Annotated in this window: 22 protein-coding genes; 15 read left to right on the forward strand and 7 right to left on the reverse strand. The window is 71.5% G+C overall.

From position 1 onward, the window contains the following. The first annotated feature begins 153 nt into the window (after nt 1-153). From LUM46_RS03025 to LUM46_RS03050, 6 genes are all read left to right on the forward strand, one after another. Nucleotides 154-906 (forward strand): TetR/AcrR family transcriptional regulator, encoded by a 753-nt coding sequence (locus LUM46_RS03025; protein WP_274992213.1) that lies wholly within the window; start codon nt 154-156, stop codon nt 904-906. Further along, nucleotides 906-2642: an ABC transporter ATP-binding protein gene (locus LUM46_RS03030; protein WP_274992214.1), complete on the forward strand. Its 1737-nt coding sequence runs from the start codon at nt 906-908 to the stop codon at nt 2640-2642. Before LUM46_RS03025 ends, LUM46_RS03030 begins: the two co-directional genes overlap by 1 nt. Nucleotides 2643-2794: 152 nt before the next feature. Further along, nucleotides 2795-4705 carry an ABC transporter ATP-binding protein gene (locus LUM46_RS03035; protein ID WP_274992646.1) on the forward strand — a complete coding sequence of 637 codons (1911 nt, stop codon included), beginning with the start codon at nt 2795-2797 and terminating at the stop codon, nt 4703-4705. 153 nt (nt 4706-4858) lie between these two features. Continuing rightward, on the forward strand, nt 4859-5443 hold the full coding sequence (locus LUM46_RS03040; protein ID WP_274992215.1) for a hypothetical protein: 585 nt from the start codon (nt 4859-4861) through the stop codon (nt 5441-5443). Next, nucleotides 5443-5670 carry a helix-turn-helix domain-containing protein gene (locus tag LUM46_RS03045; protein ID WP_274992216.1) on the forward strand — a complete coding sequence of 76 codons (228 nt, stop codon included), beginning with the start codon at nt 5443-5445 and terminating at the stop codon, nt 5668-5670. Before LUM46_RS03040 ends, LUM46_RS03045 begins: the two co-directional genes overlap by 1 nt. Before the next feature lie 22 nt (nt 5671-5692). Then, nucleotides 5693-6967 (forward strand): endo-1,4-beta-xylanase, encoded by a 1275-nt coding sequence (locus tag LUM46_RS03050; protein WP_274992217.1) that lies wholly within the window; start codon nt 5693-5695, stop codon nt 6965-6967. 91 nt (nt 6968-7058) lie between these two features. Here the strand turns inward: LUM46_RS03050 and LUM46_RS03055 are convergent, their stop codons facing one another. Then, a complete protein-coding gene (locus LUM46_RS03055; protein ID WP_274992218.1) occupies nt 7059-7829 on the reverse strand; it encodes an SDR family oxidoreductase in 771 nt (256 codons plus the stop codon). Nucleotides 7830-7930: 101 nt separating this feature from the next. On the opposite strand from LUM46_RS03055, the gene LUM46_RS03060 reads away from it, so the two are divergent. Then, nucleotides 7931-8764, forward strand: a complete 834-nt coding sequence (locus LUM46_RS03060; protein ID WP_274992219.1) for a helix-turn-helix transcriptional regulator — start codon at nt 7931-7933, stop codon at nt 8762-8764. Nucleotides 8765-8822: 58 nt separating this feature from the next. Next, entirely contained in the window at nt 8823-9218 is a 396-nt protein-coding gene (locus tag LUM46_RS03065) for a YchJ family protein (protein ID WP_274992220.1), read from the forward strand. 10 nt (nt 9219-9228) lie between these two features. Here LUM46_RS03065 and LUM46_RS03070 read toward each other — a convergent pair whose 3' ends face one another. Together LUM46_RS03070 and LUM46_RS03075 are read right to left on the reverse strand one after the other, a co-directional pair. Then, on the reverse strand, nt 9229-9840 hold the full coding sequence (locus LUM46_RS03070) for a response regulator transcription factor (RefSeq protein ID WP_274992221.1): 612 nt from the start codon (nt 9838-9840) through the stop codon (nt 9229-9231). Next, a complete protein-coding gene (locus LUM46_RS03075; protein WP_274992222.1) occupies nt 9837-11018 on the reverse strand; it encodes a sensor histidine kinase in 1182 nt (393 codons plus the stop codon). Before LUM46_RS03075 ends, LUM46_RS03070 begins: the two co-directional genes overlap by 4 nt. A 187-nt stretch (nt 11019-11205) precedes the next feature. Here LUM46_RS03075 and LUM46_RS03080 point away from each other — a divergent pair, with 187 nt between their 5' ends. After that, complete coding sequence (locus LUM46_RS03080; protein WP_274992223.1) at nt 11206-12135, forward strand: hypothetical protein; 930 nt, start codon at nt 11206-11208, stop codon at nt 12133-12135. A 146-nt stretch (nt 12136-12281) separates the two neighbouring features. Here the strand turns inward: LUM46_RS03080 and LUM46_RS03085 are convergent, their stop codons facing one another. Next, a complete protein-coding gene (locus LUM46_RS03085; protein WP_274992224.1) occupies nt 12282-13787 on the reverse strand; it encodes an RICIN domain-containing protein in 1506 nt (501 codons plus the stop codon). A gap of 211 nt (nt 13788-13998) precedes the next feature. Between LUM46_RS03085 and LUM46_RS03090 the strand changes: the two genes are divergently transcribed. Continuing rightward, nucleotides 13999-16872, forward strand: a complete 2874-nt coding sequence (locus tag LUM46_RS03090; RefSeq protein WP_274992225.1) for a hypothetical protein — start codon at nt 13999-14001, stop codon at nt 16870-16872. Here LUM46_RS03090 and LUM46_RS03095 read toward each other — a convergent pair. Together LUM46_RS03095 and LUM46_RS03100 are read right to left on the reverse strand one after the other, a co-directional pair. Further along, nucleotides 16847-17476 (reverse strand): sigma-70 family RNA polymerase sigma factor, encoded by a 630-nt coding sequence (locus LUM46_RS03095; protein ID WP_274992226.1) that lies wholly within the window; start codon nt 17474-17476, stop codon nt 16847-16849. The two genes, LUM46_RS03090 and LUM46_RS03095, sit on opposite strands and share 26 nt — an antisense overlap. A gap of 101 nt (nt 17477-17577) precedes the next feature. Then, nucleotides 17578-18576, reverse strand: coding sequence for a helix-turn-helix domain-containing protein (locus tag LUM46_RS03100; RefSeq protein ID WP_274992228.1), 999 nt, complete (start codon nt 18574-18576; stop codon nt 17578-17580). Between the two features lie 157 nt (nt 18577-18733). Between LUM46_RS03100 and LUM46_RS03105 the strand changes: the two genes are divergently transcribed. The 4 genes from LUM46_RS03105 to LUM46_RS03120 all read left to right on the forward strand — a co-directional run bounded on the left by LUM46_RS03105 (nt 18734) and on the right by LUM46_RS03120 (nt 23742). Further along, nucleotides 18734-20182 carry an MFS transporter gene (locus LUM46_RS03105; RefSeq protein ID WP_274992229.1) on the forward strand — a complete coding sequence of 483 codons (1449 nt, stop codon included), beginning with the start codon at nt 18734-18736 and terminating at the stop codon, nt 20180-20182. 79 nt (nt 20183-20261) lie between these two features. After that, complete coding sequence (locus LUM46_RS03110) at nt 20262-21104, forward strand: TrmH family RNA methyltransferase (RefSeq protein ID WP_274992231.1); 843 nt, start codon at nt 20262-20264, stop codon at nt 21102-21104. A gap of 11 nt (nt 21105-21115) precedes the next feature. Continuing rightward, complete coding sequence (locus LUM46_RS03115) at nt 21116-21991, forward strand: CPBP family intramembrane glutamic endopeptidase (RefSeq protein ID WP_274992232.1); 876 nt, start codon at nt 21116-21118, stop codon at nt 21989-21991. A 218-nt stretch (nt 21992-22209) separates the two neighbouring features. Next, nucleotides 22210-23742, forward strand: coding sequence for an alpha/beta hydrolase (locus LUM46_RS03120; RefSeq protein ID WP_274992233.1), 1533 nt, complete (start codon nt 22210-22212; stop codon nt 23740-23742). A 10-nt stretch (nt 23743-23752) separates the two neighbouring features. On the opposite strand, the gene LUM46_RS03125 is transcribed toward LUM46_RS03120, so the two are convergent. Beyond that, entirely contained in the window at nt 23753-24676 is a 924-nt protein-coding gene (locus LUM46_RS03125) for an MHYT domain-containing protein (RefSeq protein WP_274992234.1), read from the reverse strand. A gap of 202 nt (nt 24677-24878) precedes the next feature. Between LUM46_RS03125 and LUM46_RS03130 the strand changes: the two genes are divergently transcribed. Then, nucleotides 24879-25856 carry a siderophore-interacting protein gene (locus LUM46_RS03130; RefSeq protein ID WP_274992235.1) on the forward strand — a complete coding sequence of 326 codons (978 nt, stop codon included), beginning with the start codon at nt 24879-24881 and terminating at the stop codon, nt 25854-25856. The last annotated feature ends 62 nt before the right edge of the window (nt 25857-25918 follow it).

Below are 25918 nucleotides of genomic sequence, written 5' to 3' on the forward strand. Positions count from 1 at the left end.
GCGAGACAGAACGAGGGCCGGAGCACTGATCAGTGCTCCGGCCCTCGTTCTGTTGCGCCCTGGTTCTAGCGCGCCCTGGTTCTCCCTCGGGGTGGGGTCTGCTCTCGGAAGAACGAGTTGCGGAGTGAGTGCTCACTCATTTACTGTCCGGGGATGGACAACGCACGACGGCGGGCCGCGCCGATGGCGCCGGACGAGCGCAAGGCGGCAATCATCGACTCGGTGCTCCCTCTGGTCGGCGAGCGGGGGAACGACGTCACCTCGCGGGAGCTGGCCCAGGCCGCCGGAGTCGCGGAGGGCACGCTGTTCCGGGCGTTCGGTGACAAGACGGCGCTGGTCGGGGCCGTCGCGGTCGAAGGGCTGCACCGTGCGGCCGGGCCGGAGCAGACGCTGGCCGAGCTCACGGCGATCGACCCGGCCCTCCCGCTGGAGCGGCGGCTGGCCCTGGTGATCGAGACGGGGCGCGACCGGATGGCAGAGGTCATGCGGTGGATGTCGGTGCTGCGGCACCTGCGGGTCGCCCTGCCCCCGGTGGACGACGACGCGACGTGTCAGCGCATGAACACGTTCCGCGAAAAGCTCATGGCCCAGCGTGCGAGCCAGCACGAGGCCACCGTCGAGGGCATCACCGCGGTCCTGGCCCCCGACCTGCACCGCCTGCGGGTTCCCGTCGAGGTCGCGATCTCGCTCGTGGAGTCCGCGATAGCAGGTACGCACTCCCGGCTCGACAACCTGCTCCCGGCGGTCCCCGCCGACGTGCTGGCCGACGCGCTCGTCAACGGTCTTGCCGGTCCCGGGAAAAAGCGTGGCCCTGACCGTCCGGACGCAGCAGCCTCGGGTTCTGCGGCACCGAGCGCACCACCCGCTGGTTCTCCAGCCCCCAGCCCCGAAGGGAACCCTCTTTGATGCTTGTCACTCTTGCCCGAAAGTACTTGGGCCCGTACCGCTGGGCGGTGGTGGCGGTGCTCGTCCTGCAGCTGGTGCAGACGCTCGCGGCGCTCTACCTGCCCAGCCTGAACGCGGACATCATCGACGACGGCGTGGTGGTCGGGGACATCGGCCACATCTGGCGCACCGGCGGCTGGATGCTCGTCGTGTCGCTGGGCCAGGTCGCCGCCTCCGTGATCGCCGTCTACTTCGGCGCGCAGGTCGCCACGGCCTTCGGCCGGGACATCCGTCGCGACCTGTTCCACACCGTGCAGACGTACTCCGCACGGGAGATGGCACAGTTCGGCGCGCCGACCCTGATCACACGCGGCACCAACGACGTGCAGCAGGTCCAGATGACCGTGCTCATGACGTTCACCATCATGGTGATGGCACCGATCATGCTGGTGGGCGGTGTGATCCTCGCGCTGTCCGAGGACGTCTCGATGTCCGGCCTCCTGCTGGTCGTCGTGCCGGTGCTGGCCGCCTCGGCGGGCATCATCGTGTGGCGCATGGTGCCGCACTTCCGGCGCATGCAGAAGCGCATCGACGCCATCAACAGCGTGCTCCGCGAGCAGATCACCGGCCTGCGGGTGGTGCGCGCGTTCGTGCGTGAGCACCGCGAGAAGGAACGCTTCGGCGTCGTCAACGAGGAGCTGTTCGACACCTCGCTGCGCGCCGGCCGCCTGATGGCGCTCGCGTTCCCCGTGGTCATGCTCATCATGAACATGTCGTCGGTGGCCGTGCTGTGGTTCGGCGCGCGCGAGATCGAGGCCGGGGGCATGCAGATCGGCTCCCTGACGGCGTTCCTCAGCTACCTCATGTACATCCTCATGGCCGTGATGATGTCGACGATGATCTTCATGATGATCCCGCGCGCCGCCGTCGCTGCGGAGCGGATCGGGGAGGTCCTGGAGACCGAGCCGTCCGTCGTCGACCCGGAGGCTCCGGTGGCCCTGGAGGAGTCCCCGCGCGGTCGCGTCACCTTCGAGGACGTCGAGTTCGGCTACCCGGGCGCGGAGGCGCCGGTGCTGCACGACCTGACGTTCGCCGCCGAGCCGGGCCAGATCACCGCCATCATCGGCTCGACGGGGTCCGGCAAGTCGACCCTGCTCAACCTGGTGCCGCGCCTGTTCGACGCGACGGGCGGCACGGTCCGTATCGACGGGACCGACGTGCGGGACGTGACGCAGCGCGACCTGGGCTCGCTCATGGGGCTCGTTCCGCAGAAGGCGTTCCTGTTCAGCGGGACGGTCGCGGACAACCTCCGGTACGGCAAGCCCGACGCCTCCGAGGAGGAGATGTGGGCGGCGCTCGAGGTGGCGCAGGCCAAGGACTTCGTCGAGGCGCTTCCCGAAGGGCTGGAGGCGGTGGTCGCGCAGGGTGGTGCCACGTTCTCCGGCGGGCAGCGGCAGCGGCTGGCCATCGCGCGGGCGGTGATCCGCAAGCCGCGGGTCTACCTGTTCGACGACAGCTTCTCCGCGCTCGACTACGCCACCGACGCGCGGCTGCGAGCGGCCCTGCGGCCACAGACCCGCGACGCGACGGTGATCGTCGTCGCGCAGCGGGTGGCGACCATCCGCGACGCCGAGCAGATCCTGGTGCTCGACCACGGCCGCATCGTCGGCCGCGGCACGCACGCGGAGCTCTTGGCTGACAACCCGACGTACCAGGAGATCGTGACGTCCCAGATGAGCCTGGAGGAGGCAGCGTGAGCGCGCAGGACAAGCCCCAGGGCGCGACGACGGGTGCCCCGGGCGGCGCGGCGCCGGCGGGGACGGCCGGACCGGCCACCGCGCCGGCGGCGCCGCCCCGGGGTCCGGCCGGCGGTCCCGGCCGTGGTCCGGGGCCGATGGGTGGCATGGGCATGCCCGTGGAGAAGCCGATGGACTTCAAGGGCTCGCTGCGCCGGTTCGCCGGGTCGCTGCGGCCCGAGCGGCTCAGAGTCGTCGTCCTCATGGTGCTGGGCATCGGCTCGGTGGCCCTCACGGTGATGGGTCCCAAGCTGCTCGGCGATGCGACGAACGTGATCTTCGCGGGCTTCGTCGGGGCACAGCTGGAGTCAGGAGTGACCACCGAGCAGGCGATCGACGGGCTCCGGGCCCAGGGACAAGATCGACAAGCCGACCTGCTCTCCGGCGTCCCTGGCGTGGTGCCCGGCCAGGGCATCGACTTCACGCTGCTGATGCAGACCCTGGGCTGGGTCGTGGCGGTGTATCTCGGGGCGTTCCTGTTCGGCTGGCTGCAGGCGCGCATCACCACCGGCGTCGTGCAGCGGACCATGCGCAACCTGCGCGACCAGGTCGAGGCGAAGCTGCACCGCATCCCCCTGTCCTACGTGGACGCCAAGCAGCGCGGCGAGATCCTGTCGCGTGTCACCAACGACATCGACAACGTCGCCCAGACGACCACACAGACCCTCGCGCAGCTGGTCACGGCCGCGCTCACCGTGGTCGGCGTGCTGGGCATGATGTTCTGGATCTCGCCGGTCCTCGCGCTCGTGGCGCTGGTCACGGTGCCGCTGTCCGTGATCATGACCATGCAGATCGCCAAGCGCAGCCAGCCGCAGTTCATCGAGCAGTGGGCGGCCACCGGGCGGCTCAACGCGCACATCGAGGAGTCGTTCACCGGCCACGCGCTCGTCAAGGTCTACGGGCACCAGGAGTCCACCGCCGAGGCGTTCGCCACGGAGAACGCGGCGCTGTACGGGGCGAGCTTCAAGGCGCAGTTCATCTCGGGCACGATCCAGCCCGCCATGGGGTTCCTCGCGAACCTGAACTACGTGATCGTCGCGGTGATCGGCGGGCTCCGCGTGGCGTCGGGCACGCTGTCGCTGGGTGACGTGCAGGCGTTCATCCAGTACTCGCGCCAGTTCACGCAGCCGCTCACGCAGGTCGCCTCGATGATGAACCTGCTGCAGTCCGGCGTGGCCTCCGCGGAGCGGGTGTTCGACCTCCTGGACGCGCCCGAGCAGTCGGCCGACCCGGAGGAGTCGCAGAAGGTGGAGCCGGTGCGCGGGCGCGTGGCGTTCGAGGACGTCACGTTCTCGTACACGCCCGACCAGCAGCTCATCACCGGGCTGAACCTGGTCGCGGAGCCGGGACAGACCATCGCCATCGTCGGCCCGACGGGCGCCGGCAAGACGACACTGGTCAACCTCCTCATGCGGTTCTACGAGGTGGACGGCGGGCGCATCACGCTGGACGGCGTGGACGCGCGCGACATGTCGCGCGACGACCTGCGCTCGTCGGTCGGGATGGTGCTGCAGGACACCTGGCTCTTCAAGGGCACCATCGAGGAGAACCTGCGCTACGGCGTGCCCGACGGCGTGACGGTCGGTGAGGAGGAGTTCCTCGCCGCCACCCGGGCCACCCACGTGGACCCGTTCGTGCGGACCCTGCCCGACGGCTACGACACCGTCGTGGACGAGGAGGGCTCGTCGGTCTCGGCCGGCGAGAAGCAGCTGCTCACGCTCGCGCGGGCCTTCCTCGCGAACCCGGCGATCCTGGTGCTCGACGAGGCGACCTCGTCGGTGGACACCCGCACCGAGGTGCTGGTGCAGGAGGCGATGAACCGGCTGCGCAGGGACCGGACGTCGTTCGTCATCGCGCACCGCCTGTCCACCATCCGCGACGCCGACGTGATCCTCGTGATGGAGCACGGCGACATCGTGGAGCAGGGCTCGCACGACGACCTGCTCGCGGCCGACGGCGCGTACGCACGGCTGTACGCGAGCCAGTTCGCGGCTCCGATCGTCGAGGAGCCAGCGGCGCCGTAGCACCCGTTGAGTGCGGGCTATGTGTTGGCCGAGGACGTCTCCGGCAACAGATAGCCCGCACTCAACAGTGTGGGGGCGTTTCGTTGACCGGTCCGGCATATCGTGTTTCGATAGTATCGACAAACGATATGGCGAACGGATGGGGTGGCGACGATGGCCAAGTGGCTCGGTGATCCGCGAGGGAACTTCGAGGTGATGATGCTTGCAGGTGGCCTGGCGGTTCTCGCCGGACTGGGCTTCATCATCCGTGACCTGGTCCGGATCCTGCCGAACCGGGATGTCCCCGTGCCGGTCGATCTCACGGACGTGCCCCACGACCTGCTGCTGGACGGGACTGCCTCTGCGGAAGTGACCGAGGCGGTGATCCAGGTGTCCGGCCTCGGACCGTTCCCACATGCGATCGTGCTGGCGGCAGCCCTGATGCCGACCCTCACCCTCATGGTGGTCGCCGTGTGCTTCGCACAGCTCGGCCGGTCGTTCTTGAAGGGTGACTTCTTCACCGCAGGTTGCCTCGTAGCGATCACCACCGCGGCCTTCACGCTCATGCTGGGCGCCTCGGTGATCCCCCTGCTGGAGGTGATGGCAGCGAACAGCGCCCTGGCGACCGTCGACATCTCGTTCGGCCAGCCGATCAGCGTCGACGTCGTCATGTTCGTCGCGGGATTCGCGTTGGGAGTCGTCGGCTACGCCTTCCAGCGTGGCGCCCGCCTGCAGCGGGACACCGAGGGCCTCGTCTGATGCCAACGGACGACGACGGCCGCGTGCACTGCCGCCTCGACGAGCTGCTCGAGGAACGCGGCATGACGCTGGCCAAGCTGGCCGAGCTGGTCGGGGTCACGGTGGTGAACCTGTCGGTGCTCAAGAACGACCGCGCGCGGGCCATCCGGTTCTCCACGCTGACGGCGATCTGCGACGTGCTCCAGTGCCAGGTGGGCGACCTGCTCGTGGTCACTCCGCGGCCGTGAGCGCAGCCACTAGGGTCGGCACGTGACCTCTCTCTTCACCGCGCCCGACGAAGGACGCACGCCCGACCCGACCCTGGCGCACCGGCGCGCCGACGCCACGGTGACCCTGCGCGGTCCGGACGGCGCGCCGCTGGCCGGCCACGACGTCGTCGTCCGGCAGACGCGGCACGCGTTCCTGTTCGGCTGCATCGGGTTCGACCTGGTGGACCTCGCCCACGGGACCTCGCAGGACCCGGAGTACGACGGCCGGCTCGCCGACGCCTGGTTCGACGTCTTCAACCAGACGACGCTCCCCTTCTACTGGGGCACGTTCGAGCCTGAGCGCGGGGCACCGCAGACGGAGCGCCTGCTCGGTGCGGCACGCTGGTTCGCGGAGCGTGGCGTCGTGGTCAAGGGACACCCGCTGGTGTGGCACACGGTCCAGCCGGACTGGCTCCGCGGCCTGCCCGACGCCGAGGTGGAGCGTCTGCAGCGGGAGCGCATCCGGCGCGACGTCGGCGCGTTCCGCGGCGTGATCGACACGTGGGACGCCATCAACGAGGTGGTGATCATGCCCGTGTTCACCGCGGAGGAGAACGCGATCACGCCCCTCGCGCGCCGCAAGGGCCGCGTCGAGATGATCCGGATGGCGTTCGAGGAGGCGCGCGGCGAGAACCCGGGCGCGACGCTCCTGTTGAACGATTTCGACATGTCGACGGCGTACGAGTGCCTCATCGAGGCGGTGCTGGAGGCCGGCATCCGGATCGACCGGCTCGGTCTGCAGAGCCACATGCACCAGGGCTATTGGGGCGAGGAGAAGACCCTCGCGATCCTGGACCGGTTCTCCCGGTACAACATCCCGATCCACTTCACGGAGACCACGCTGATGTCGGGCGACGTGATGCCCGCGTACATCGAGGACCTCAACGACTGGCAGGTCGAGTCGTGGCCGTCGACGCCGGAGGGGGAGGAGCGCCAGGCCGACGAGGTGGAGCGCCACTACCGCACGCTGCTGTCGCACCCGAGCGTGGAGGCGATGACCTACTGGGGCCTGTCCGACCGCGGGATGTGGCTGAACGCCCCCGGCGGGCTGCTGCGGGAGGACGGTTCGCGCAAGCCCGCGTTCGACCGGCTGCGGGAGCTGGTCAAGGGCGAGTGGTGGCTGCCGCCCACGACGCTGCGCACCGACGCCGAGGGCCGGGTGCGGTTCGGCGGGTTCCTCGGGGACTATCGCATCGAGGCGGCCTACGGCGCCGCCGACGTGACGCTGGACATCTCGGGAAGTGTGGATGTGAGCATCGTGGTCCCGGGGCGGTAGAACCCACCCCGTTGGTCGAGCTTGTCGAGATCCGTCGTGCCGGTACAGAGGTCTCGACAAGCTCGACCAACGGGGTGTGGTCGAGACCCGGTCAGCTCGCGCCGGCCGCCGCGATCGGTTCCGCCGCGTTCAGGGCGTCGACCACCTGGGCGTAGTCGCCCCGGACCTCGCCGTAGCGGAGGAACTTGACCCGCTCGACCTGGATCTCGTGTGCGTCGGGCTCGGCCTCCAGGAGGCTCATGGTCTCGTCGGCGTACTCGTCCAGCGGCATCGCGCTCGGGTCCTCGTCGTGGCCCGGCACGATCGTGGTCTGCACGGATGGCGGCACCAGCTCCGTGACGGACACGCTGGTCCCCGTGAACTGCAGGCGGATCGACTCCGACAGCATGTGGATCGCCGCCTTGGTCGCGTTGTACGTCGGCGTCGGGCGCAGCGGGGCGTGGGCCAGCCCCGAGGACACGGTGAGGATCGTCGCGTCCGGCCGGGACTGCAGGTGTTCCGTGAACGCGGCGATCAGCCGGATCGGGCCCAGCACGTTGGTGGTGACGACGGCCTCGGCGTCCGCGAGGAAGTCCGGGGTGCGCCAGTCCTCGACGCGCATGATCCCGGCCATCGGCACCAGCACGTTGACGTCGGGGAACCGATCGATGACCTCGGCGGAGGCCGTCCGGATCGAGGCGGCATCGCTCGTGTCGACACGGACGCCGGCGAGGCCGTGGTCGGCGGCCAGGGCCTCCAGCGCCGCGGTGCTGCGCCCGCCGACGACCACGGTGTTGCCCCTGGCCTGGAGGCGCAGTGCGAGGGCGAGGCCGATACCGCGGGTCCCGCCGGGAAGGAAGATGGTGTTGCCGGTGATGTTCATGCCTCCACCGTGCTTCCCCGGACCCCACGGCGGGAGAGACCTGGTGAACCAGGGACCGGCGGTCCCTGGCACCCGTCCGGGGCGGGGCGCACGATAGGCAAATGAACCGTGCCGCCCTCGCCGACTTCCTCCGCCGACGCCGGGAAGCCCTGCGCCCGTCCGACGTCGGGCTGGTGCCGGGGCCGCGCCGTCGGGCACCAGGACTGCGCCGTGAGGAGGTCGCGGCCCTGACCGGGATGTCCGTGGACTACTACGCGCGCCTCGAGCAGCAGCGCGGGCCGCAGCCGTCGGAGCAGATGCTCGCCGCGCTCGCCCGCGCGCTGCGCCTGACCGTCGAGGAGCGGGACTACATGTTCCGCCTCGCCGGGCACGGGGTGCCCCGGCGTGTGCCGCTCGAGTCGCACGTGGCGCCCGCCCTGCTGCGGGTGCTCGACCGGCTGGAGGACACCCCGGCGCTGATCCTGTCAGGGCTGGGGGAGCCGCTGGTGCAGAACCGGCTCGCCGAGGCGATCTTCGGCACCCCGCCGGCCACGGGCCTGGCCCGCAGCTCTGTCTACCGCTGGTTCATGAAACCCGGCGCCAGGAACGTCTACCCGCCCGAGGACCACGAGCGGCACGGCCGCAGCCAGGTCTCCTCCCTGCGGGCCGCCCACGCCGCCGCGGGCCCGGGCTCGCCTGCCGACGAGATCCTGCGCGTCCTGCTCCGGGAGAGCCCGGAGTTCGTCCGCCTGTGGGAGCTGCACGAGGTGTCGCGGCGCTTCGAGGACCACAAGACGCTCGTGCACCCCGAGCTCGGCCGCATCGACGTGGCCTGCCAGGCGCTCTTCACCGAGGACCAGTCGCAGGCGCTCGTGGTGCTCACGCCCGAGCCGGGCAGCGAGGCAGAGGAGAAGATCCGCCTGCTCGCGGTGCTGGGGCACGAGACGTTCGCGTAGCCGTCGCCGGTACCGCGCCCGAGGGCGGGCTGCTGGGCCGCGGTGGGAGGATCGTCGCGTGCACGATGACGAACGCTGCCCCTGCCTGTCCGGTGACACCTACGGCGCCTGCTGCGGCCGCTACCACTCCGGCGCCGCCACCGCTCCGACCGCCGAGGCCCTGATGCGCTCGCGGTACTCCGCTTTCGCGACCGGGAACGACGTGTACCTGCTGGCGACCTGGGCCCCACAGACCCGGCCGGACGCCGTCGAGACCGGCGACGAGCAGTGGCGCCGCCTGGACGTCCACCGCACGGAGCGCGGCGGCCCGTTCGACACCACCGGTGTCGTGGAGTTCACCGCCTTCTACCGCTATCCGGCCACCGGCGAGCGCGGCAGCCTGCACGAGACCAGCCGCTTCGTCCGCGAGGACGGCCGCTGGTACTACGTGGACGGTGCCCGCGAGGCCCGCTAGCGCCGACGGATCAGATCCAGCCCTCTTCCCAGGCCCGGTGCGCCGCCGCGTGGCGGGTGGCGACCCCGAGCTTGGCCATCGCCGACGACAGGTAGTTGCGCACGGTGCCCGGCGCGAGGTGCACCGCGGCCGCGATCTCCGAGACCTGGGCCCCGGTGCGTGCTGCCCGCAGGACCTCCAGCTCGCGGTCCGACAGCGGGCACTCGTTCTCCGTGAGCGCGGACGCGGCGATCTCCGGGTCCACGTACCGGTGCCCGACGGCGACGTCGCGCACGATCTGCGCCAGCCGCGCCGCCGGTGTCGACTTCGGGACGAACCCGCTCACCCCGGCGGCGAGGGCCCGGCGCAGGACGGCGGGCCGGGCATGCCGGGTCACGATGATGATGCGCGGCGGCGTACCGTCGGCCCCGGCCAGGATCTGCGCGGCCGCGTGCAGCCCGTCGGTGGGCGGCATCTCCAGGTCGAGCACGGCGACGTCGGGCCGGTGCTGCGCGGCGAGCCGCACGGTGTCGGTGGTGGTGGCTGCCTGGGCCACGACCTGCAGGTCGTTCTCGAGGTCGAGGAGGGAGCAGAGCGCCCCGCGCAGCAGCTCCTCGTCGTCGGCCAGCAGCAGGCGGATCATCCGGCCACCGTAGCCGTGACCACGAACCGGTCACCGTCGCCGGACCAGGACAGGTGGCCGCCGACCGCGTCGAGCCGCTCCGCGAGGGAGACGAGCCCCGTGCCGTCGCCGGCCTCGGCCGACCCGTCCGGCTCGGCCGGACGCACGCCGTCGTTGTCGATGACGAGGCGGGCCCTTGCGCCGTCGGGCACCAGGACGATCGCCGCGCGGGTGGCGCTGCTGTGCCGCAGCAGGTTGGTCGTGGCCTCGCGCACCACCAGGCCGAGGAGGCTGCGCGGCGCCTCGGGGAGGGCCGCGGCCAGGTCGGCGTCGACGTCGGCCCGGACCTCCACGCCCGCGGCCGCCAGGACCTTGGACGCGTTGGCGATCTCGGCGTCCAGCGTGGTGCGCCGGTAGCCCTGCACCAGGGCGCGGGTCTCGCGCAGGGCGTCCCCGGCGAGCTGCTGCACCTCGCGCATCTGCTCGGCCGCCCGCGCCGGGTCGGCCTCCGCGAGCCGCGCCGCGAGCTCGCTCTTGAGGGCGATCACCTGCAGGTGGTGGCCCTGGATGTCGTGCAGGTCGGCGGCGAACCGGAGGCGCTCGTCGGCCACGGCGAGCTGTCCGGCGAGCTGCCGGGCGTCGTCGAGGCGGGCTGCCACCTGCCAGCCGCGGAGCATGCCGAGCATGGCCGGGCCGAACGCCAGCACCATCAGGGCGGGCATCCAGACCGCGTGCCCCACGTCGGGTTCACCGGTGGACAGAGCGGTGACCAGCCCGATCACCGGCAGGACGACCAGGGCCGCGCCGAGCGCCGCCCACGCCCGCCGGGCGGGCAGGAACATGACCAGCACCGAGAGCATGGCGGCGGGCGCGATCGACCAGATCCCGAAGTTACCGAGCGCGAGCGGCACCGCCGCGGCGATCCCCGTCACGCAGCAGGCCGTCACGAGCCAGCCGGCCGACGGCGCCTCGTTCCGGATCCGCCGGCCCAGCAGGACGCCGCACGCGACGATCGTCGCCGCCGTCGACAGGCCCGTGACCGCACGGAGCCCGGCGGGCACGTCCGGGTCCAGCACCCAGTCGCCGACGGCGAAGCCCAGCACGCATGCCACCGTCCCCGCGAGACCCCACCAGACGTTGCGGCGGAAGTTCGCGAGGCCGCCTCCGCCGTCGTCCACGACGGTCCCCGCGGTGCTCATGCCGCCATCCTGCCAGCGCCGACGCCGCGGCAGGGCGGCCAGCCGGGCCCTGATGACATCTGTCATACGAGCTGGTGACATCCGCTCGCGCGCAGGTGCGGTACGGCACTACTGGCCGCGGTCGCCGTCGGACAGCGTGGGGACCAGCGCGGCGAGGAACGCCGCTCGGACCGAGGGAGACGGAGCAATGACGGAGACGACGGCAACGACGGCGGCAACGACGACGACGACCCAGCCGGCGATGGCGGCCCACCCGGCGACGGTGACCCACCCCGCGACCCACCCCGCGACCCACCCGGTCGCACCGGCGACACCGTGGCGGAAGGTGCTGCGGTTCCTCGCGCACCTGGCCGAGATGGTCGTCGTGATGGTGCTCGGCATGATGCTCCTGGCACCGGCGTGGGACTGGGCGGGGTCGGCGATCGGGATCGAGGCCGTGCTGGCCCGGCCCGACGTCGCCGCGGTGGTGATGGTCCTGGACATGGTGGCCGCGATGACCGTGTGGATGCGGGTGCGGCGGCACGGCTGGTCCGCGATCGGGGAGATGAACGCGGCGATGGCGGCGCCGTTCGCAGTGCTGCTGGTCCTGTTCTGGGCCGGCGCCGCCGGTGCTGGCGACATGATGCTCTGGGGCCACGTGCTGATGGTCCCGGCGATGGCGGGCGCGATGCTGCTGCGGCCGGCGGAGTACACGGAGCACGTCCACGGGTTCGACCTGGTCTGGCTGCGCCGCCGGTGGCCGGTGCTGATCGGGCTGGCGCTGCTCGCCGGCACGATCACCGGTGGTACGGGCGACCTGCCGGCGTGGCTGATCCTGGCGATAGCCCTGGTGTACCCGGTGGTGGGCGTCCTGCGGAACCGGATCCGGGGCCGTTCCATGGTGCTGCTGCAGGCGACAGGGCTCGCGGTGTTCGCGGGCATCAGCCTGCTGGCCGGCGCCTTCGTCGGGCAGGAGACCGGGGCGTACGTGCTCGCGGCCGGGCTCGTGGGGCACGGCGTCTGGGACGTGTTCCACCACCGGGCGAACGCGGTGGTGTGGCGCTGGTACGCGGAGACCTGCATCGTCTACGACCTGCTGCTGGCCGCGGCGGTGCTCGCCTCGACGATCGGGTCCTGACCTGCGGGAGACCGGGCTGTGTCGCTGGGAGCAGACAGGATCTGCTCCCAGCGACACAGCCCGCGCTGCATGAGTCTCCCCGGACGTCCCGGCGTCGTGAACGGTGCGCGACGCCGGGCGGCGGGGCGTCGCTCAGCGGAGGACGGTCACAGCGTCCAGCGCTGGTTGGCGCCGCCGTTGCACGGGTACTGCTTCAGCCGGGTGCCGTTCGCCGTCGACGAGGCGGGCACGTCGAGGCACTTGCCCGAGTGCCGTGCCACGATCTCGACGTGGCCGCCGCTCACGCTGCGCAGCTGCCACTGCTGGTTGGTGCTGCTGCCGCACGTGTACTGGATGATCGCTGCGCCGTCGGCGGTCGCGGCGTTGTTGACGTCGAGGCACTTTCCGGAGTGCTGTGCGACCAGGTTGTGGTAGCCGTTGCCCAGGTTGCGCAGCTCCCACTGCTGGTTGGCCGCTCCGCCGCAGGTGTACTGGACGATCTCCGCGGCGTTGGCGGTCGAGGCGCTCACCACGTCGACGCACTTGCCCGAGGCCTGGTTGACGATGTCGGTGACCGTGGCACCGCCGCTGCCGTTGCCCGCGTTCGGGTCGACGTCGTCACCCCACGCCCAGCGGAGCCGGTTGGCGCCCGACGCGTTGCGGATCGCGAGCGAGAGGTTCGTGCCGCTACCGCTCTTGATGTACATCGAGTAGCCGTCGTACCCGATGTTGCCCGGCTTGCCGCCGATGGCCGGCCAGTACGTGCCGCCCATCTGGTTCTCGCGCATGACGTCGGTGGCCGCGCGGATGTGGCGGACGAAGTTCGCGGAGCTGTTCGGGTCCCCGTAGTTGAGTCCGCTGTTCATGGCCCCGCCGAACTCCGTCATCACCGCGCGCGAGGCGCAGCTGCCGAGGCGCGTGATGATGTGGTTGCGCCAGCCCCCGTAGGTGTTCTCCCCGTAGAAGAACGCGTAGTGGTGGTACGACAGCAGCGTGCCGTCGAACCGGCTGTCGCTGCAGACGTCGCGGAGGTCGGCGCTGTAGCCGACACCGCCGATCAGGGTGCGGGCGCGCGGTGCGGAGGTGTGGGTGGTGAGCCAGGTGGCCGCGACGTTGCGCCACTCCGTGGAGCTGTAGCCGTGCGGCTCGTTCATCGGCTCGAAGTACACGAGGCTGTTCGACCCGTACTGCGAGGTGACCGTCGACCACATGGTGTTCCACGCGGCGAGGTTGGTGATGCGCCCGCCGGACGCGGCGCCGTCCTCCCAGTAGGCCAGGATGACCTTGAACCCGCGGGCGGTCGCGGCGTCGATGGTGGCGCGGTAGTTGTTCCACCAGGCGGTGCCGACCGTGTGCGTGTTGACCGGGAGGCGGACGGTGTTGACGCCGAGCGTCCCCGCCATGTCGTCGTACACGGCGTTGGCCTTGGCCTGGACGGTCGCGTAGCTGTCGGAGCTGCTGAGGCCGTCGAGGACGAGCGGTCCGGTGCTGAAGTTGTCGCCCAGCACCGCCCAGTTCATGCCGCGGAACTGGCTGGTGGCGGCGGTGGCGGGTGCTGCGGTGGACACAGCGGTGATCGGCAGCAGGACCAGGGCGGCCAGCAGGCTGACCAGTATCCGGTGGACGGGCTGCCGGGCGGGCGGAGTGGTGCCGTGACGGTGGCGTGCGTTCATGGCGTCGACCTATCTCGTGCGTCGTTGCACGTAGCAGGGCTGGAGCTGCGGACGAGGTGCGCAGAGCGATATTAACGCTAACATCGGTGCAATTCCGGCGAAAGGTCTCTTTGCGCTGCTCGTGCTCGATCGCGGCGACGAGCGCACGATGTGCGGGGGCAGCGCGTGGCGGCACGCGCGCCGTCGCCGGCTCCCTCTATTTTTGAGCGCTATGGAGAGCGCGCCGCCCGGCACCCCGACCAGCCCGCAGCCCCACATCCTCGAGCTACGGATCCACGGCATCGCGAACGCGCTGCCGTACGGAGCGCTCGACCTGCCCCGCGACGAGGTGGTCCAGTCGGACGGCGACGGGCTGGGCAGCTTCTGGATCCCGAGGCCGGATGTCGAGGCGCGGGACAAGGCGCTCCCGCCGGGCCACGTCCACGCCATCCGGCCCGACGTGCGCCGTGAGGCCTATTCCTGGAGCGCGATGGCGCGGCTCGGCGGCCTCCCGTTCGGTGGCCTGCTGGGCGTTCTGGGCATGGTGGCGGTGCGCCTCCTGTGGGCGGCGATGATCCCGTTCGGCCTGGCGAACGCCGCGTACTGGGCGCGCCGCATCCCGGCTCCGGAACCCGGTGCGCACGGGCACGGTCAGCGTGAGCACGGGCAGCACGGGCAGGGCACCCGGCGTCCGACGTCCGGCAGCCTGCGGCCCGAGGCGACCGCCGCCCTGACCCGGGTCTTCGCGCTCGGGCTGACGCTCCTGTTCGTCTCGGCCGTGGCGACCGTCGCGTTGTCCGTGATCGGCACGCGCTGCATGGGCCTGGCGCCGCTGAAGCCCGACGGCGTGACCCCCGTCTGCGCGCGCGTCCCCAGCATCCTCCACGGGCTGGCGCGGCTGGACGTCGGCGACCGCCTGGCCCTCCTGTCGCTCGTGCCGGTGCTGCTGGTCACGATCCTGGTCGTGGTGGCGCACAGCGGTCAGGTGCGGTTCGAGTCGAAGTTCTCGGTGATGCGCGCCGGGCGCACGGTGCCGCCGTCGGGCCCGCCGCTGCACCGGGCCGGCTTCTGGTCCCAGCGCGCGGGCTCGGGCCTGCTGTGGGCGCACCTGGGCGCGGCCCTCGCCCTGACGGGGCAGTTCCTCACCTGGACGCGGTACGCCGACGCCGGGCTCCCGATGCCCGGTCTGCCCGTGGCCGGTCTGGTGGTGATCCTCGGCGCGTGCGTCTTCGTCGCCCTGCGCACCGACGACGACGGCGTCCAGGCCGTCGCGCCCCGCGAGAAGGGCCGAGCAGCGCTCGTGGTGTTCGCGGCCGGGCTGCTCGTGTGGCTGCTGGCGTGCTGGGCGTGCCTCGCCGGACCTCAGCCGAAGACCATGCCGGCCCTCATCGGCATCGACCTCGTGCCCGCCCTGCTCGGCGTCGGGCTCACGGGGATCGCGGCGACCGGCCTGGCCTGGCGCACCACGCGCCGCACACGGGGCGTCGCCGCCTGGAGCGCGGTACCCGTGATCGCCACCGCCTGCGTGGCGGTGGTGCTGGTGGCCGAGCCGGACGCCCCGCTGCGCCACCTGCTCGTCGGGGTGGCGGTGCTCGCCGTCCTGAGCCCGCTCGCGGTGGTGGTGGCGGCGACGCTGCTGCGCCGCCGCGAGCACGAGGGCTGGAACGGCGCGGGACCAGGCGTGTTCCTGCTGGTGTCCGCAGCGTCCGCGGCGGTCTACTCGAGCCTGCTCGTGCTGGGCGTCCAGTGGTTCCTGCGCCACGGGAAGGGCGGGGAGCCCCGGCAGCTCGGCGGCGGCATGGTCGGTATCAGGCGTGGTGTGCCCGACCCGGACCTCGTGCGGGTCCCACCCGTCTACACCGAGTTCGGCACCGCGTCCGTCGTGATCGCGCTGGTGTTCGTGGTGCTGCTGGTGGTGGCGATGGCCGGCCCGTACGTCATGGACGCCGTCCGCTCGCGCGGGCTGTGGATCCCCAAGGCGCCCCGCACGGTCGGACCACCCTACGGTCCGGCGGTGCCGGCCTGGCGTGCGGTCGCCGACGCCCCGGACCTCGACGGCGGCCCCAACCCCGTGCTGGAGCGGGTCCTGCGTGGCCGACAGGTCGCCGCGATGTCGCACCGGGCCGAGCTCGCCGGGGGTGCGCTCGCGGCGGCGGCCTACGTCGCCGCCCTGGTCGCGCACGTCCCGCTGATCGCCCAGCACAGCGACACCGGCGACTTCCAGGTGCCGTCGTGGCTCTCCGGCCTGGCGGTGCCGGCCCTCGGCGTGCTCGCGGCGACCCTGGTGGCGAGCGCCCTGGCGGGCACCACCGGCGGCGGCCCGTCGCGCCCGTGGGGTCTGGTGTGGGACCTGTTGTGCTTCCTGCCGCGCAGCGCCCATCCGTTCGGTCCGCCGAGCTACGCCGAGCGTGCGGTGCCCGAGGTGCGCTCACGGGTCGACGCGTGGCTGACCGGCGCCGACATCGCCGACGACGCCGAGCGCGAGCGGGTGGCCCCGAACCGGCGGGTCGTGCTGTCGGCGCACTCGATCGGTGCCGCGCTGGCCGCGGCGGTGGTCCTGATCCGCGCGGGCAACCCGGTGCCCGACACGGTCGAGGGACGCCTCGGCCTGCTGACCTACGGCACGCAGCTCCGCCCGTTCTTCGGCCGGTTCTTCCCGGACCTCATGGGCCCGGCGACGACCGGCACGCCGCCGTGCGCCGGACCGGCCTGGTCGGCGGACCCGTGGGGCGGGCAGGCCGCTGGTGGTTCCGGACCCGGGGCGGCCCCGGCGGCGCCGTTGACGCCGGAGCGCCCCGAGCCCGGCTCGGGGGTACAGGTCACGCTGATGTCACTGCTGACCTGCGGTGCGAAGCCCGCGTGGGTGAACCTGTGGCGGCGCACCGACTTCATGGGCTTCCCGGTGGTGGGTTACGGGCTGAACGACGTGGATCGCGGAGCGGAGGAGATGGACCGGTCGGCCTATCTCTTCGCCGTGGCGGCCCACTCGGGATACCAGACGTCGTGGGCGTACCACGTGGCGCTGGACGAGGTGGTTTCTCGGCTGACGCCGGCTGGGCCGTCGGGTGCCCAGCCGGCGGTCACGCAGCGAGGGGAGCCGGGCTGACGACGTCGCGCAGCCTGGCCAGCGCCGTCTCGAGGATCTGAGCCACGCGCTCCTTGGTCACGCCCAGGCGGCGGCCGATCTCGTCGAGGGTTCGCGCGGTGCCGTCCAGGAGGCCGAAGCGCATCTCCAGGACCCGGGCCTCCACGGCGTCGAGGTGCCGCAGGGCCTGCCGGACACGGCGGCGCAGCATCGTCTGCTCGGGCGTGGGGCCGTTCTGGTTCGCTGCCTCGGCGTGCTCGGCGGCGGCGACCGCGCGCACGATGGAGCGGCGTACCCAGCGGGTGGCGTAGGCGGCGAACGTGCCGTGCGCGGGGTCGTACGAGTCCGCGGCGCGCACGAGGCCGACGTTGCCCTCCTGCACGAGGTCCATGAACGGCAGGCGGCCGGAGTAGGTGCTCGCGACGGCCGGTACGAGACGGAGGTGGGCGAGGACAAGACGCTCCTTTGCGTATTGCCCGTCCTTGACCCGCACTTCGAGCTGCAGGCGGAAGCTGGGGGAGACTGCGGTGGAGTGGAGGGTGCGTGCGGCGTCCGCTCCGGCGATCGCTCGCTCGAGGAGGGACTCGAGCTGTGCGTCGTCCAGGGACGGCGTGCGCTCGATCATCGCAGCGTAGGACGGGGGCAACGCGGGGTGCGGACTGTGTTCCTTGCTGCGGCGCGCGCGGGACGACCGGGAATTTCGGGTAGTTCTCATCGCAACTCTCCTCACGAGCGGGACGAACTTTCCTTGCCCGGAGCATATGGAGTCTTGGGGCCTGGGGGAAGCGGGGAGGATTTCGCTGTGAGAGATAACGGGGGGATAACGGCGTGCTGGTGCGGCACGGGCCGCGGATGTCGGCACGCACCAGGTCTGATCGGTGTCTCGACGACGCGGCCCAAGAGCTCGAGCGCCTCTGCCCCGGGTCCCGGGCCAGGGGTGTACATCAGGACCCGGTGGCCCGAGTCGTCCGGGGAGGTGAGCACCTCGAAGTTCAGCTCGAAGTTGCCGACGTCGGGGTGCCGGAACTCCTTCACGCCGGAGACGCACCGCTCCACCGGATGCTGCGCCCACAGCGTGCAGAACTCCTGGCTCTTGACGGTCAGCTCGCCCACCAGGGCGGTCAGGCCGGGGTCCTCCGGACTCCTGCCACCGAGGACGCGCAGCGAGGCCACCGCACGCACCGCCTCCTCCTCCCACCGGGTGTACAGCTCCTTGGTGTGCTCGTCGAGGAAGAGCATCCGCGTCAGGTTCGGCCGGTCCGGCACGCGCCCGGGGCTGTCGATGTCGAGATGCCCGGCCACCAGCCGGTGCCCGAGCGCGTTCCAGCCCAGCACCTCGCTGCGCCTGCCGATGATGACCGCCGGCGTGCCGCCCAAGGAGTTGATCAGCCGGAGCGTGCCGGTCCGCGCGTGGTCCGGCCGCATCACGGCCTTCCGTTCGGGGGCCTGTGTCGGCCGCGCCACGTTGAACAGGTGCGCCTGCTCGTCCGGCGTGAGGTTCAGCGCCCTCGCGATCGAGGCGATGACCGCGTCCGACGCGTTCGTGCTGAGGCCTTGCTCGAGTCGTGAGTAATAGGTCGGGCTGACGCCGGCGAGCATCGCGAGCTCCTCGCGACGTAGCCCCGGCACCCTGCGTACACCGAATCCCCGCAGCCCCACGTCCTCCGGCTGCAGCGCGGCGCGACGGACACGAAGAAATCTCCCCAGCTCGTTCGCTCCACTCATCCCACCATTCTCCGTGCCGCACACCCCGCCGTGCCTGTCACTGTCAGTGACAGGCACGGCGGGGTGTGGCTGTGGGTGGTGCCAGGCCGGATCGTTGATCCGGTCCGCCAACCAGCCACGGGCTCCAGCTCCGCCCGTGCTCGAAGAGAGGTGCTCCGTGACCACGGACCAGACAGCAGACCGCGAGACAGCCGGGCTCGCCGAACCTGCCCCCGACGGCGTGATGACGGGCAAGCAGCGGGTCGCGCTCATCGTCCTGCTCACCGCGAGCTTCACGCTCGCTGTCGACTTCTCCATCCTCAACGTGGCCCTGCCGAGCATCGGGGCCGACGTCGGGTTCGCGATCGCGAACCTGCAGTGGATCGCCACCGCGTTCGCACTCTGCTCCGCGGGCCTGACCCTGCTCATGGGACGCGTCGCCGACATCGCCGGCCGCCGCCGCATGTTCCTGATCGGGATGGTGCTGCTCGGCGTCGGATCGGCCGTCGGCGGACTCGCCACCACGCCCGCCGTGCTGCTCATCGCCCGGGTCGCCCAGGGCGTCGCCACGGCGATCGTGGTGCCGGCCGCCCTCGCACTCCTGGTCGGAGCGTTCGCCGAAGGGCGGGCGCGCGACCGGGCGCTCGGCCTCAACGGGTCCCTGATGGCCGCGGGCTTCACCACCGGCGCGGTCCTCGGCGCGCTCCTGACGGACCTCCTGTCCTGGCGGTGGGCCTTCTTCATCAACGTGCCGATAGCGATCGCGGTCCTGATCGTCGCGCCGATCGTGCTCGAGGACTCGAGGACGAGGGAGCGCACCCGGCTCGACGTCCCGGGCGCGGTGCTCGTCACCCTCGGCCTCCTCGCGCTCTTGTACGGGCTCACCAACGCGGCGGAGACCGCCTGGACGGACCCGGTCACGCTGGGCGCGCTCGCGGCCGCGGCGGTGCTCCTCACGGTGTTCGTGCTCGTCGAACGGCAGGCCGAGTTCCCGCTCGTACCGCTCGGGATGCTCGTGCGGTCGAACGTGGCCTGGGGCAACATCGCGGGGGCGCTCGCTTTCGTGACCGAGACCTCGCTGGTCTTCCTCCTGACGCTGTACCTGCAGGACGTGCTCGGCTACACGCCGCTCGCCGCAGGCCTCTCGTTCGCGTTGCTCGGCGTCGGCACCGTGCTCGGCGGTCTCGTCGGACCGAGGATCATCGGAAGGTTCGGCAACAAGGCAGCCATCGTGGGAGGGTTCCTCGTCCAGGCCGTCGCCACCCTCTCGCTGGTGATCGTCTCCGACGCTCCCGAGTCGATCTGGCTGGTCCTGGTCGCGACCTTCGTCGGCGGCGTGGCCAACCTGGTGGTCATCGTCGGGTTCATGGTCACCGCGACGTCCGGCGTGCCCGCCTCCGAGCAGGGACTCGCGACCGGCCTGACGACGATGAGCCAGCAGGTCGGCATCACGATGGGTACCCCGATCATGAGCGCCGTGCTCACCGCGGTCGTGCTCGGGAGCGCGGTCCAGGGGCCCTCGGCGGTGCTGGCGGGCGTGACCGCGGCCATCTGGGTCAACGGCGCCATCTGTGTCGCCGGCGCCCTGGCCGTGGCTATGTTCCTCCGCGCCCGGCCCGTGGCCTGACCCTGTGGTCTGACGGAGCCTCGTGCCGCCGGGGCCGGCCGGTGACGTGGGCAAGCGTCGAGGGATGGAGAATGGGCCGGTGACCACCCTCGACGTCGTCCGCGTGGACGACCCCGCCGACGAGCGCCTCGCCGACTACAACAGCCTCACCGACGTGGTGCTGCGCTCCAAGCACGAGCCGGCCAAGGGTCTCTACATCGCCGAGAGCTCGACCGTGATCCGGCGGGCGCTGGCCGCCGGGCACCGGCCGCGGTCGTTCCTCATGGCGCCGAAGTGGCTGGACTCGATGAGCGATCTGATCGCGGAGACCGGCGCGCCCGTCTACGTCGCCGAGGAGCCGCTGCTGAAGGAGATCACGGGCTTCCACCTGCACCGCGGTGCTCTCGCGGCGATGCACCGGCCGCCGCTGCCCGGCGTGCACGAGCTGCTCGCGGGCGCTCGCGGGGGAGCAGGGGCGCGCCGCGTCGTGATCCTCGAGGACATCGTCGACCACACGAACGTGGGCGCCGGCATGCGTGCGTGCGCGGCGCTCGGTGTCGACGTCGTGCTGTTCACCCCGAGCTGCGCGGACCCGTTGTACCGGCGGGCTGTGCGGGTCTCCATGGGGACCGTGTTCCAGGTTCCCTGGACGCGGATCGACCCCTGGCCCGCCGGCATCCAGGCCTTGCACGAGCACGGCTTCGAGGTGGCGGCGCTCGCGCTGGAGGATGACTCGATCTCGTTGGACGACCTGGTGACCGATCCGCCCGACAAGCTCGCGCTGGTTCTCGGCACGGAGGGCGACGGGCTCAAGGCGCGGACGATCGCCGAGTGCGACATGACGGTCCGCATCCCGATGACCGGGGGAGTCGACTCCCTGAACGTCGCGTCGGCGGTGGCGGTCGCTGCCTGGGCCACGCGGGTGCCGGCCGGGGAAAGCTGAGCCGGCTGGAGATGGACCACGGGGGCAGCGAGGGCGGTCCGGCACCGCGGTCGCCGGTTGCGCAGCGGGCCTGGCTGCCCGGACTGATCGCAGCTGGGTGCCTGGTCGCAGCAGTGGTCGGCGGGCATCCTGTCGCCGGCCCGATCGTCGCCGGAGCTTCTCTCGTTCTGATCGTCGTGCAGCATGCCGGGCACTTCGGGCCGCCTCGTCGCGCGCCGTCCGGTGCTCCGAGCGTCGCAGCACTCGCAGTGTGCCTCGTGGCGGCGATATGGACGCTGCGGGGCGTCGGGGCTGCGCTCGAGGCCGTGGGGGTGGCGGGTGCTACCTCGGTGGCACTGTGGCCGGTCCCGCTCGTCGCTGCTGTCGGGCTGTACGTGCTGGCGAGCCGGGTACGAGCACTGGGGCTCGTGGACGACTGGTTCCGCCGGGGAACGATGAGCAGGGTGGGGCTGTGGTTGACCGCCGCGATCGTGCCGGTCTCGGCGCTGGCTCTGGTGGTGTGGTCCTGGGCGGTGGGTGAGGACGGCAGCGGGCACGACTCCTACCGCCAGCTCCTCGCCGACCAGGGTCCCGCCGTCGTCGTGCTGGGGGCGCTCGCGTTCTCGTTCGTCAATGCCGCTGCCGAGGAGTGCGCGTACAACGGGGTCGCACAGCGGGCGTTCGGTCGCGACATGCGTGGCGCGGTCGCCGTCGTCCTCGCCGCCGTGATGTTCGGGGCGTCCCACTGGTACGGGTTCCCGAGCGGCTGGTGGGGGGTGTTCCTCGCGGCCGGGTACGGGCTGGTCCTGAGTGCGTTGCGTCATGTCTCGCACGGGCTGCTGCTTCCGTGGGTGGCACATGTCCTCGCGGACCTCACGATCGTGGCCGTGCTCCTGATGATCTGGTGATGTTGGTGGCCCCGGCGTAGACGGTCGCTGCCCGCAGGCGGTTGTCCCCCGTGCGGACTACGGAGAAGTGTCCCCACCACGGGGACCCGCGGCGCGGCGGTCTTCCATAGGTTTCTGGCAACGGCGCGAGTGCGTCGTGGCACGCCGAACTGGAAGGCACGACGTTGAAGACGATGCGACGGTCAGCGGGAGCCGGTATCCCCCGGAGACTCACCACAATGATGATCGCGGGGGCGCTCACCGTCGCCGCGCTGGCGGCCTGTGGCACCGCCCCGGGCCCAGGTGCGGCGGTTGCGGAGGCGCCACTCGTCGTCGCCGACGCGGCCGCAACGCCGCGCATCGCCTGGGGCACGTGCCCGGCGTTGCCCGAGGGTGCCGACCCCCGGCTCACCTGCGGAACGGTGCAGGTTCCGCTCGACTACCGCGACCCCGGTGGCGAGCAGATCGAGGTGGCCGTGTCGAGGCTGCCGGCAGCGAAGTCCCGCGACCGCCGCGGTGTGCTGCTGCTGAACCCGGGCGGCCCGGCGTCGCCCGGCCTGGCCACACCGGGTGACGTGGCACTGACCCTGCCGCCGTCGGTCCTTGCGGCCTATGACCTGATCGGTTTCGACCCCCGTGGGGTCGGGCACAGCACCCCGCAGAGCTGCGGCTTCGACGACCCGTCTCTCGCGGGCCTCTTCCCGTACCCGGCCGCGGACGGTTCGATCACCGCGAACGTCGACGACGCCCGCGCCGACGCGGAGCTGTGTGCGACGAACGCCGGGGAGAGGCTCCGGCACTTCACCACCGCCAACACGGCCCGCGACATGGACCGCATCCGCGCGGCGCTCGGTGAGAAGAAGATCTCCTACTGGGGTCAGTCCTACGGCACTTACCTCGGCGTCGTCTACGAGTCACTGTTCCCGAAGCGCGCCGACCGGGTGGTCCTCGAGGGGAACGTCGACCCCACGAAGGTCTGGGCCGACGCGAAGGGCAACTGGGGCAAGGCCATGTCGGAACGTTTCCCCGACGCGGCACGGGTCGCAGCGGCGCAGCACGCCACGCTCGGACTGGGCGACACCGTCGACGAGGTGACCCAGAGGTACCTCGCACTCGCCGACCGTCTCGACCGCACTCCCGCACCCCTCCCAGGCACGTCGCAGGCCCTGACGGGTTCGATGCTGCGCACCGTCACCTACAGCCTCCTGCTGGACAACGAGACCCTCCCGGTGCTCGCGCAGTTCTGGAAGGCCTCCGTCGGGCTGGCCGACGGCACGCTCACCGAGGCGGACGGCCAGGTGCTGCAGCAGGTGTTCACCGCACCGCCGCCGACCCCGGGCGTACCGGCCGACAACCAGGCCACCATGTTCCTGGCGCTGACGTGTGGCGACGCGTCGTGGTCCGGCGACGTCGGCGAGTACGCCCGCCGCACCGCCGAGAACCGCGCGGCCTGGCCGCTCACCGCGGGGATGCCCGCCAACATCTGGGCGTGCGCGTTCTGGCCGGAGCCGATCGAAGAACCCGTCCGCGTGACCGACAAGGGGCCGCGCAACACGCTGATCCTGCAGAACCGCAGGGACAACGCCACCCCGTGGGAGGACGGCCTCGGGCTGTACGAGGTCCTCGGGCGGCGAGCGGCCTTCGTGGGTGCGGACAACGGCGGGCACTACGTCTATGGCCAGGGCTCCACGTGCGTGGACGAGGCGACGGTGAGGTTCCTGACCACCGGCCGGCTGCCGCACACGAAGGTCGTCTGCACCGACGTCGCCTGACCCGGTGGGGTCAGAGCAGCTGGGACCGACGACGGGGCTCCGTGGCCTCGCGCTTGATCTCCTCCTGGCGCTCGTGCCAGCCCTTGAACTTCTCCTGCGCCTCGAGCTCGGCGGCGCTCGGCGCCAGGCCGACCACCAGGAGCAGCAGGATCGTGCTGATGGTGACCCCGATGATCAGCGGGCCGAGCAGCGCAGCGACCGACACCCCGCCGTCCGGGACGATGACGGTGCCGCTGACCACCTCGGCCCGCATGGCGGCCATGCCCGTGTAGTGCATGCCGGAGACGGCGATGCCCATGATGAGGGTGGCGCCGGTCCCGGCCACGAAGTTGTGCACCTTCGCCGAGAGCCAGAGCCCCGCGATGGCGGCGACGATACCGATGAGCACCGACATGACCACCGTGGGCAGGTGGTAGGTGACCTCGACGCCCACGTGCAGGGCGCGCATGCCGAGGTAGTGCATCGCCGCGATGCCCAGGCCGGTCACGGTGCCGCCGGCGACGAGCGCGAACGGCCCGACGCCCGCCGTGCGGATGATGAAGAGGCCGAGCCCCACCACCGCGATGGCGAGCAGGCCGCTGGCGACCGTCAGGGGGACGTCGAAGCGGGTCTCGGTGCCCCGGATGTGGAACCCGAGCATGGCGACGAAGTGCATCACCCAGATGCCGGTGCCCCCGATGGAGACGGCGCCGAGAGCGAGCCAGCCGGTGCTCGCGAGGCCGTGGGAGACGCGCGCCCGGGCGGTGCAGGTCAGGCCGACGGCGCACCCGGCGCACGAGAGCAGGAACGAGAGGATGGGCGTGACCCAGCCCAGCGCGAAGTGGTCGATCATGGTGAGGCTCTCCAGCGAGTACGAGGGAAGCGTGCGGCCTGCCGTGGGCGGTGGACGGCGACGGCGCGTGGCCAGACTGTTGCCCAGACCGATCGCTACCAAGTAAAGAGGTCAGAGGGGTGAGATGCACCCTTTGTACAGGGTTAATTTCGTGAGAGCTGGGGTGATCTTTCCAGAACCCCCAGGTCCTGTTTCCCGCGTGTTGCCGGTTCGTGCTATCGGGGCTGCGGCGGCCTGTCAACGTGATGTCCGACGCACGGAAGGGGTGGCACAGGGCGGGCAAAGTTAGGTTAGGCTCACCGTCGTGACCACCAAGACCGAGGGGCTCGAAGCCAAGCCCTCGCGAATGTTCGACGTCGAGGTAGCGCGTGTGACGCGCCTCTGCCCGTCCTTCGTCCGCTTCACGTTCCGCGGGCCGGACCTGGACAAGTTCGCGGACAACGGCCGTGACCAGCGCATCAAGCTGCTCCTCCCGTCACCTCGTGGCGGCTGGGACGGTCTGCGCCGCGACGACCCCGACTGGTACGCCGCGTGGCGCTCGCTCCCGGACGAGCAGCGCAACCCGATGCGCACCTACACGGTCCGCACGGTGCGTCAGGACATGCGGGAGGTCGACGTCGACGTCGTCATGCACGGCGACACCGGGCCGGCGTCGCGCTGGGCGCTCAACGCGGCCGCGGGCGACCCGCTGGTCATCATGGGCCCCAACGCCGAGTACGAGGGCATCCACGGTGGCGTCGAGTTCGCCCCGCCGTCGTCCAGCCACGCGCTGCTGCTGGCCGGTGACGAGACCGCCGTGCCCGCCATCGCTGCGATCTGCGAGTCGCTGCCCGCCGACGCCGTGGGCGAGGTCTTCCTCGAGGTGCCTCACCCCGAGGACGGCTGGACGCTCGGCGCTCCCGAGGGCGTCCGCGTGCACTGGCTGGCCCGCGACGGGCGCGAGCACGGCGACGTGCTGATCCCCGCCGTGCAGGACGCCGCGGACCGGCTGCTCGCCATGGGTGTGCGGCCGTCGTCGGACACGGCGCCCGCCCTCACCGCGGCCGGCGTGGACCTGTCGGGCGAGGTGGACGACGTCGACATCGACACCGGGATCCTCTGGGAGGTGCCGGTCGACCAGGCGGGCCGCCCTCTGGCCCAGGACACCGTGCTGTACGCGTGGCTGGCGGGCGAGGCGGGCGTCATCAAGACGCTGCGCCGCTACCTCGTGAGCGAGTGCCAGGTGGACCGCAAGTCCGTTGCCTTCATGGGCTACTGGCGCAAGGGTCGCGCCGAGAACTGACCGGTTCTCCCGGAAAGCCGTCCCCGATATCGCGTTGACCGACACATGCCGCGGCCAATGTG

Source organism: Promicromonospora iranensis, from assembly GCF_028994805.1.
Lineage (GTDB): Bacteria > Actinomycetota > Actinomycetes > Actinomycetales > Cellulomonadaceae > Promicromonospora > Promicromonospora iranensis.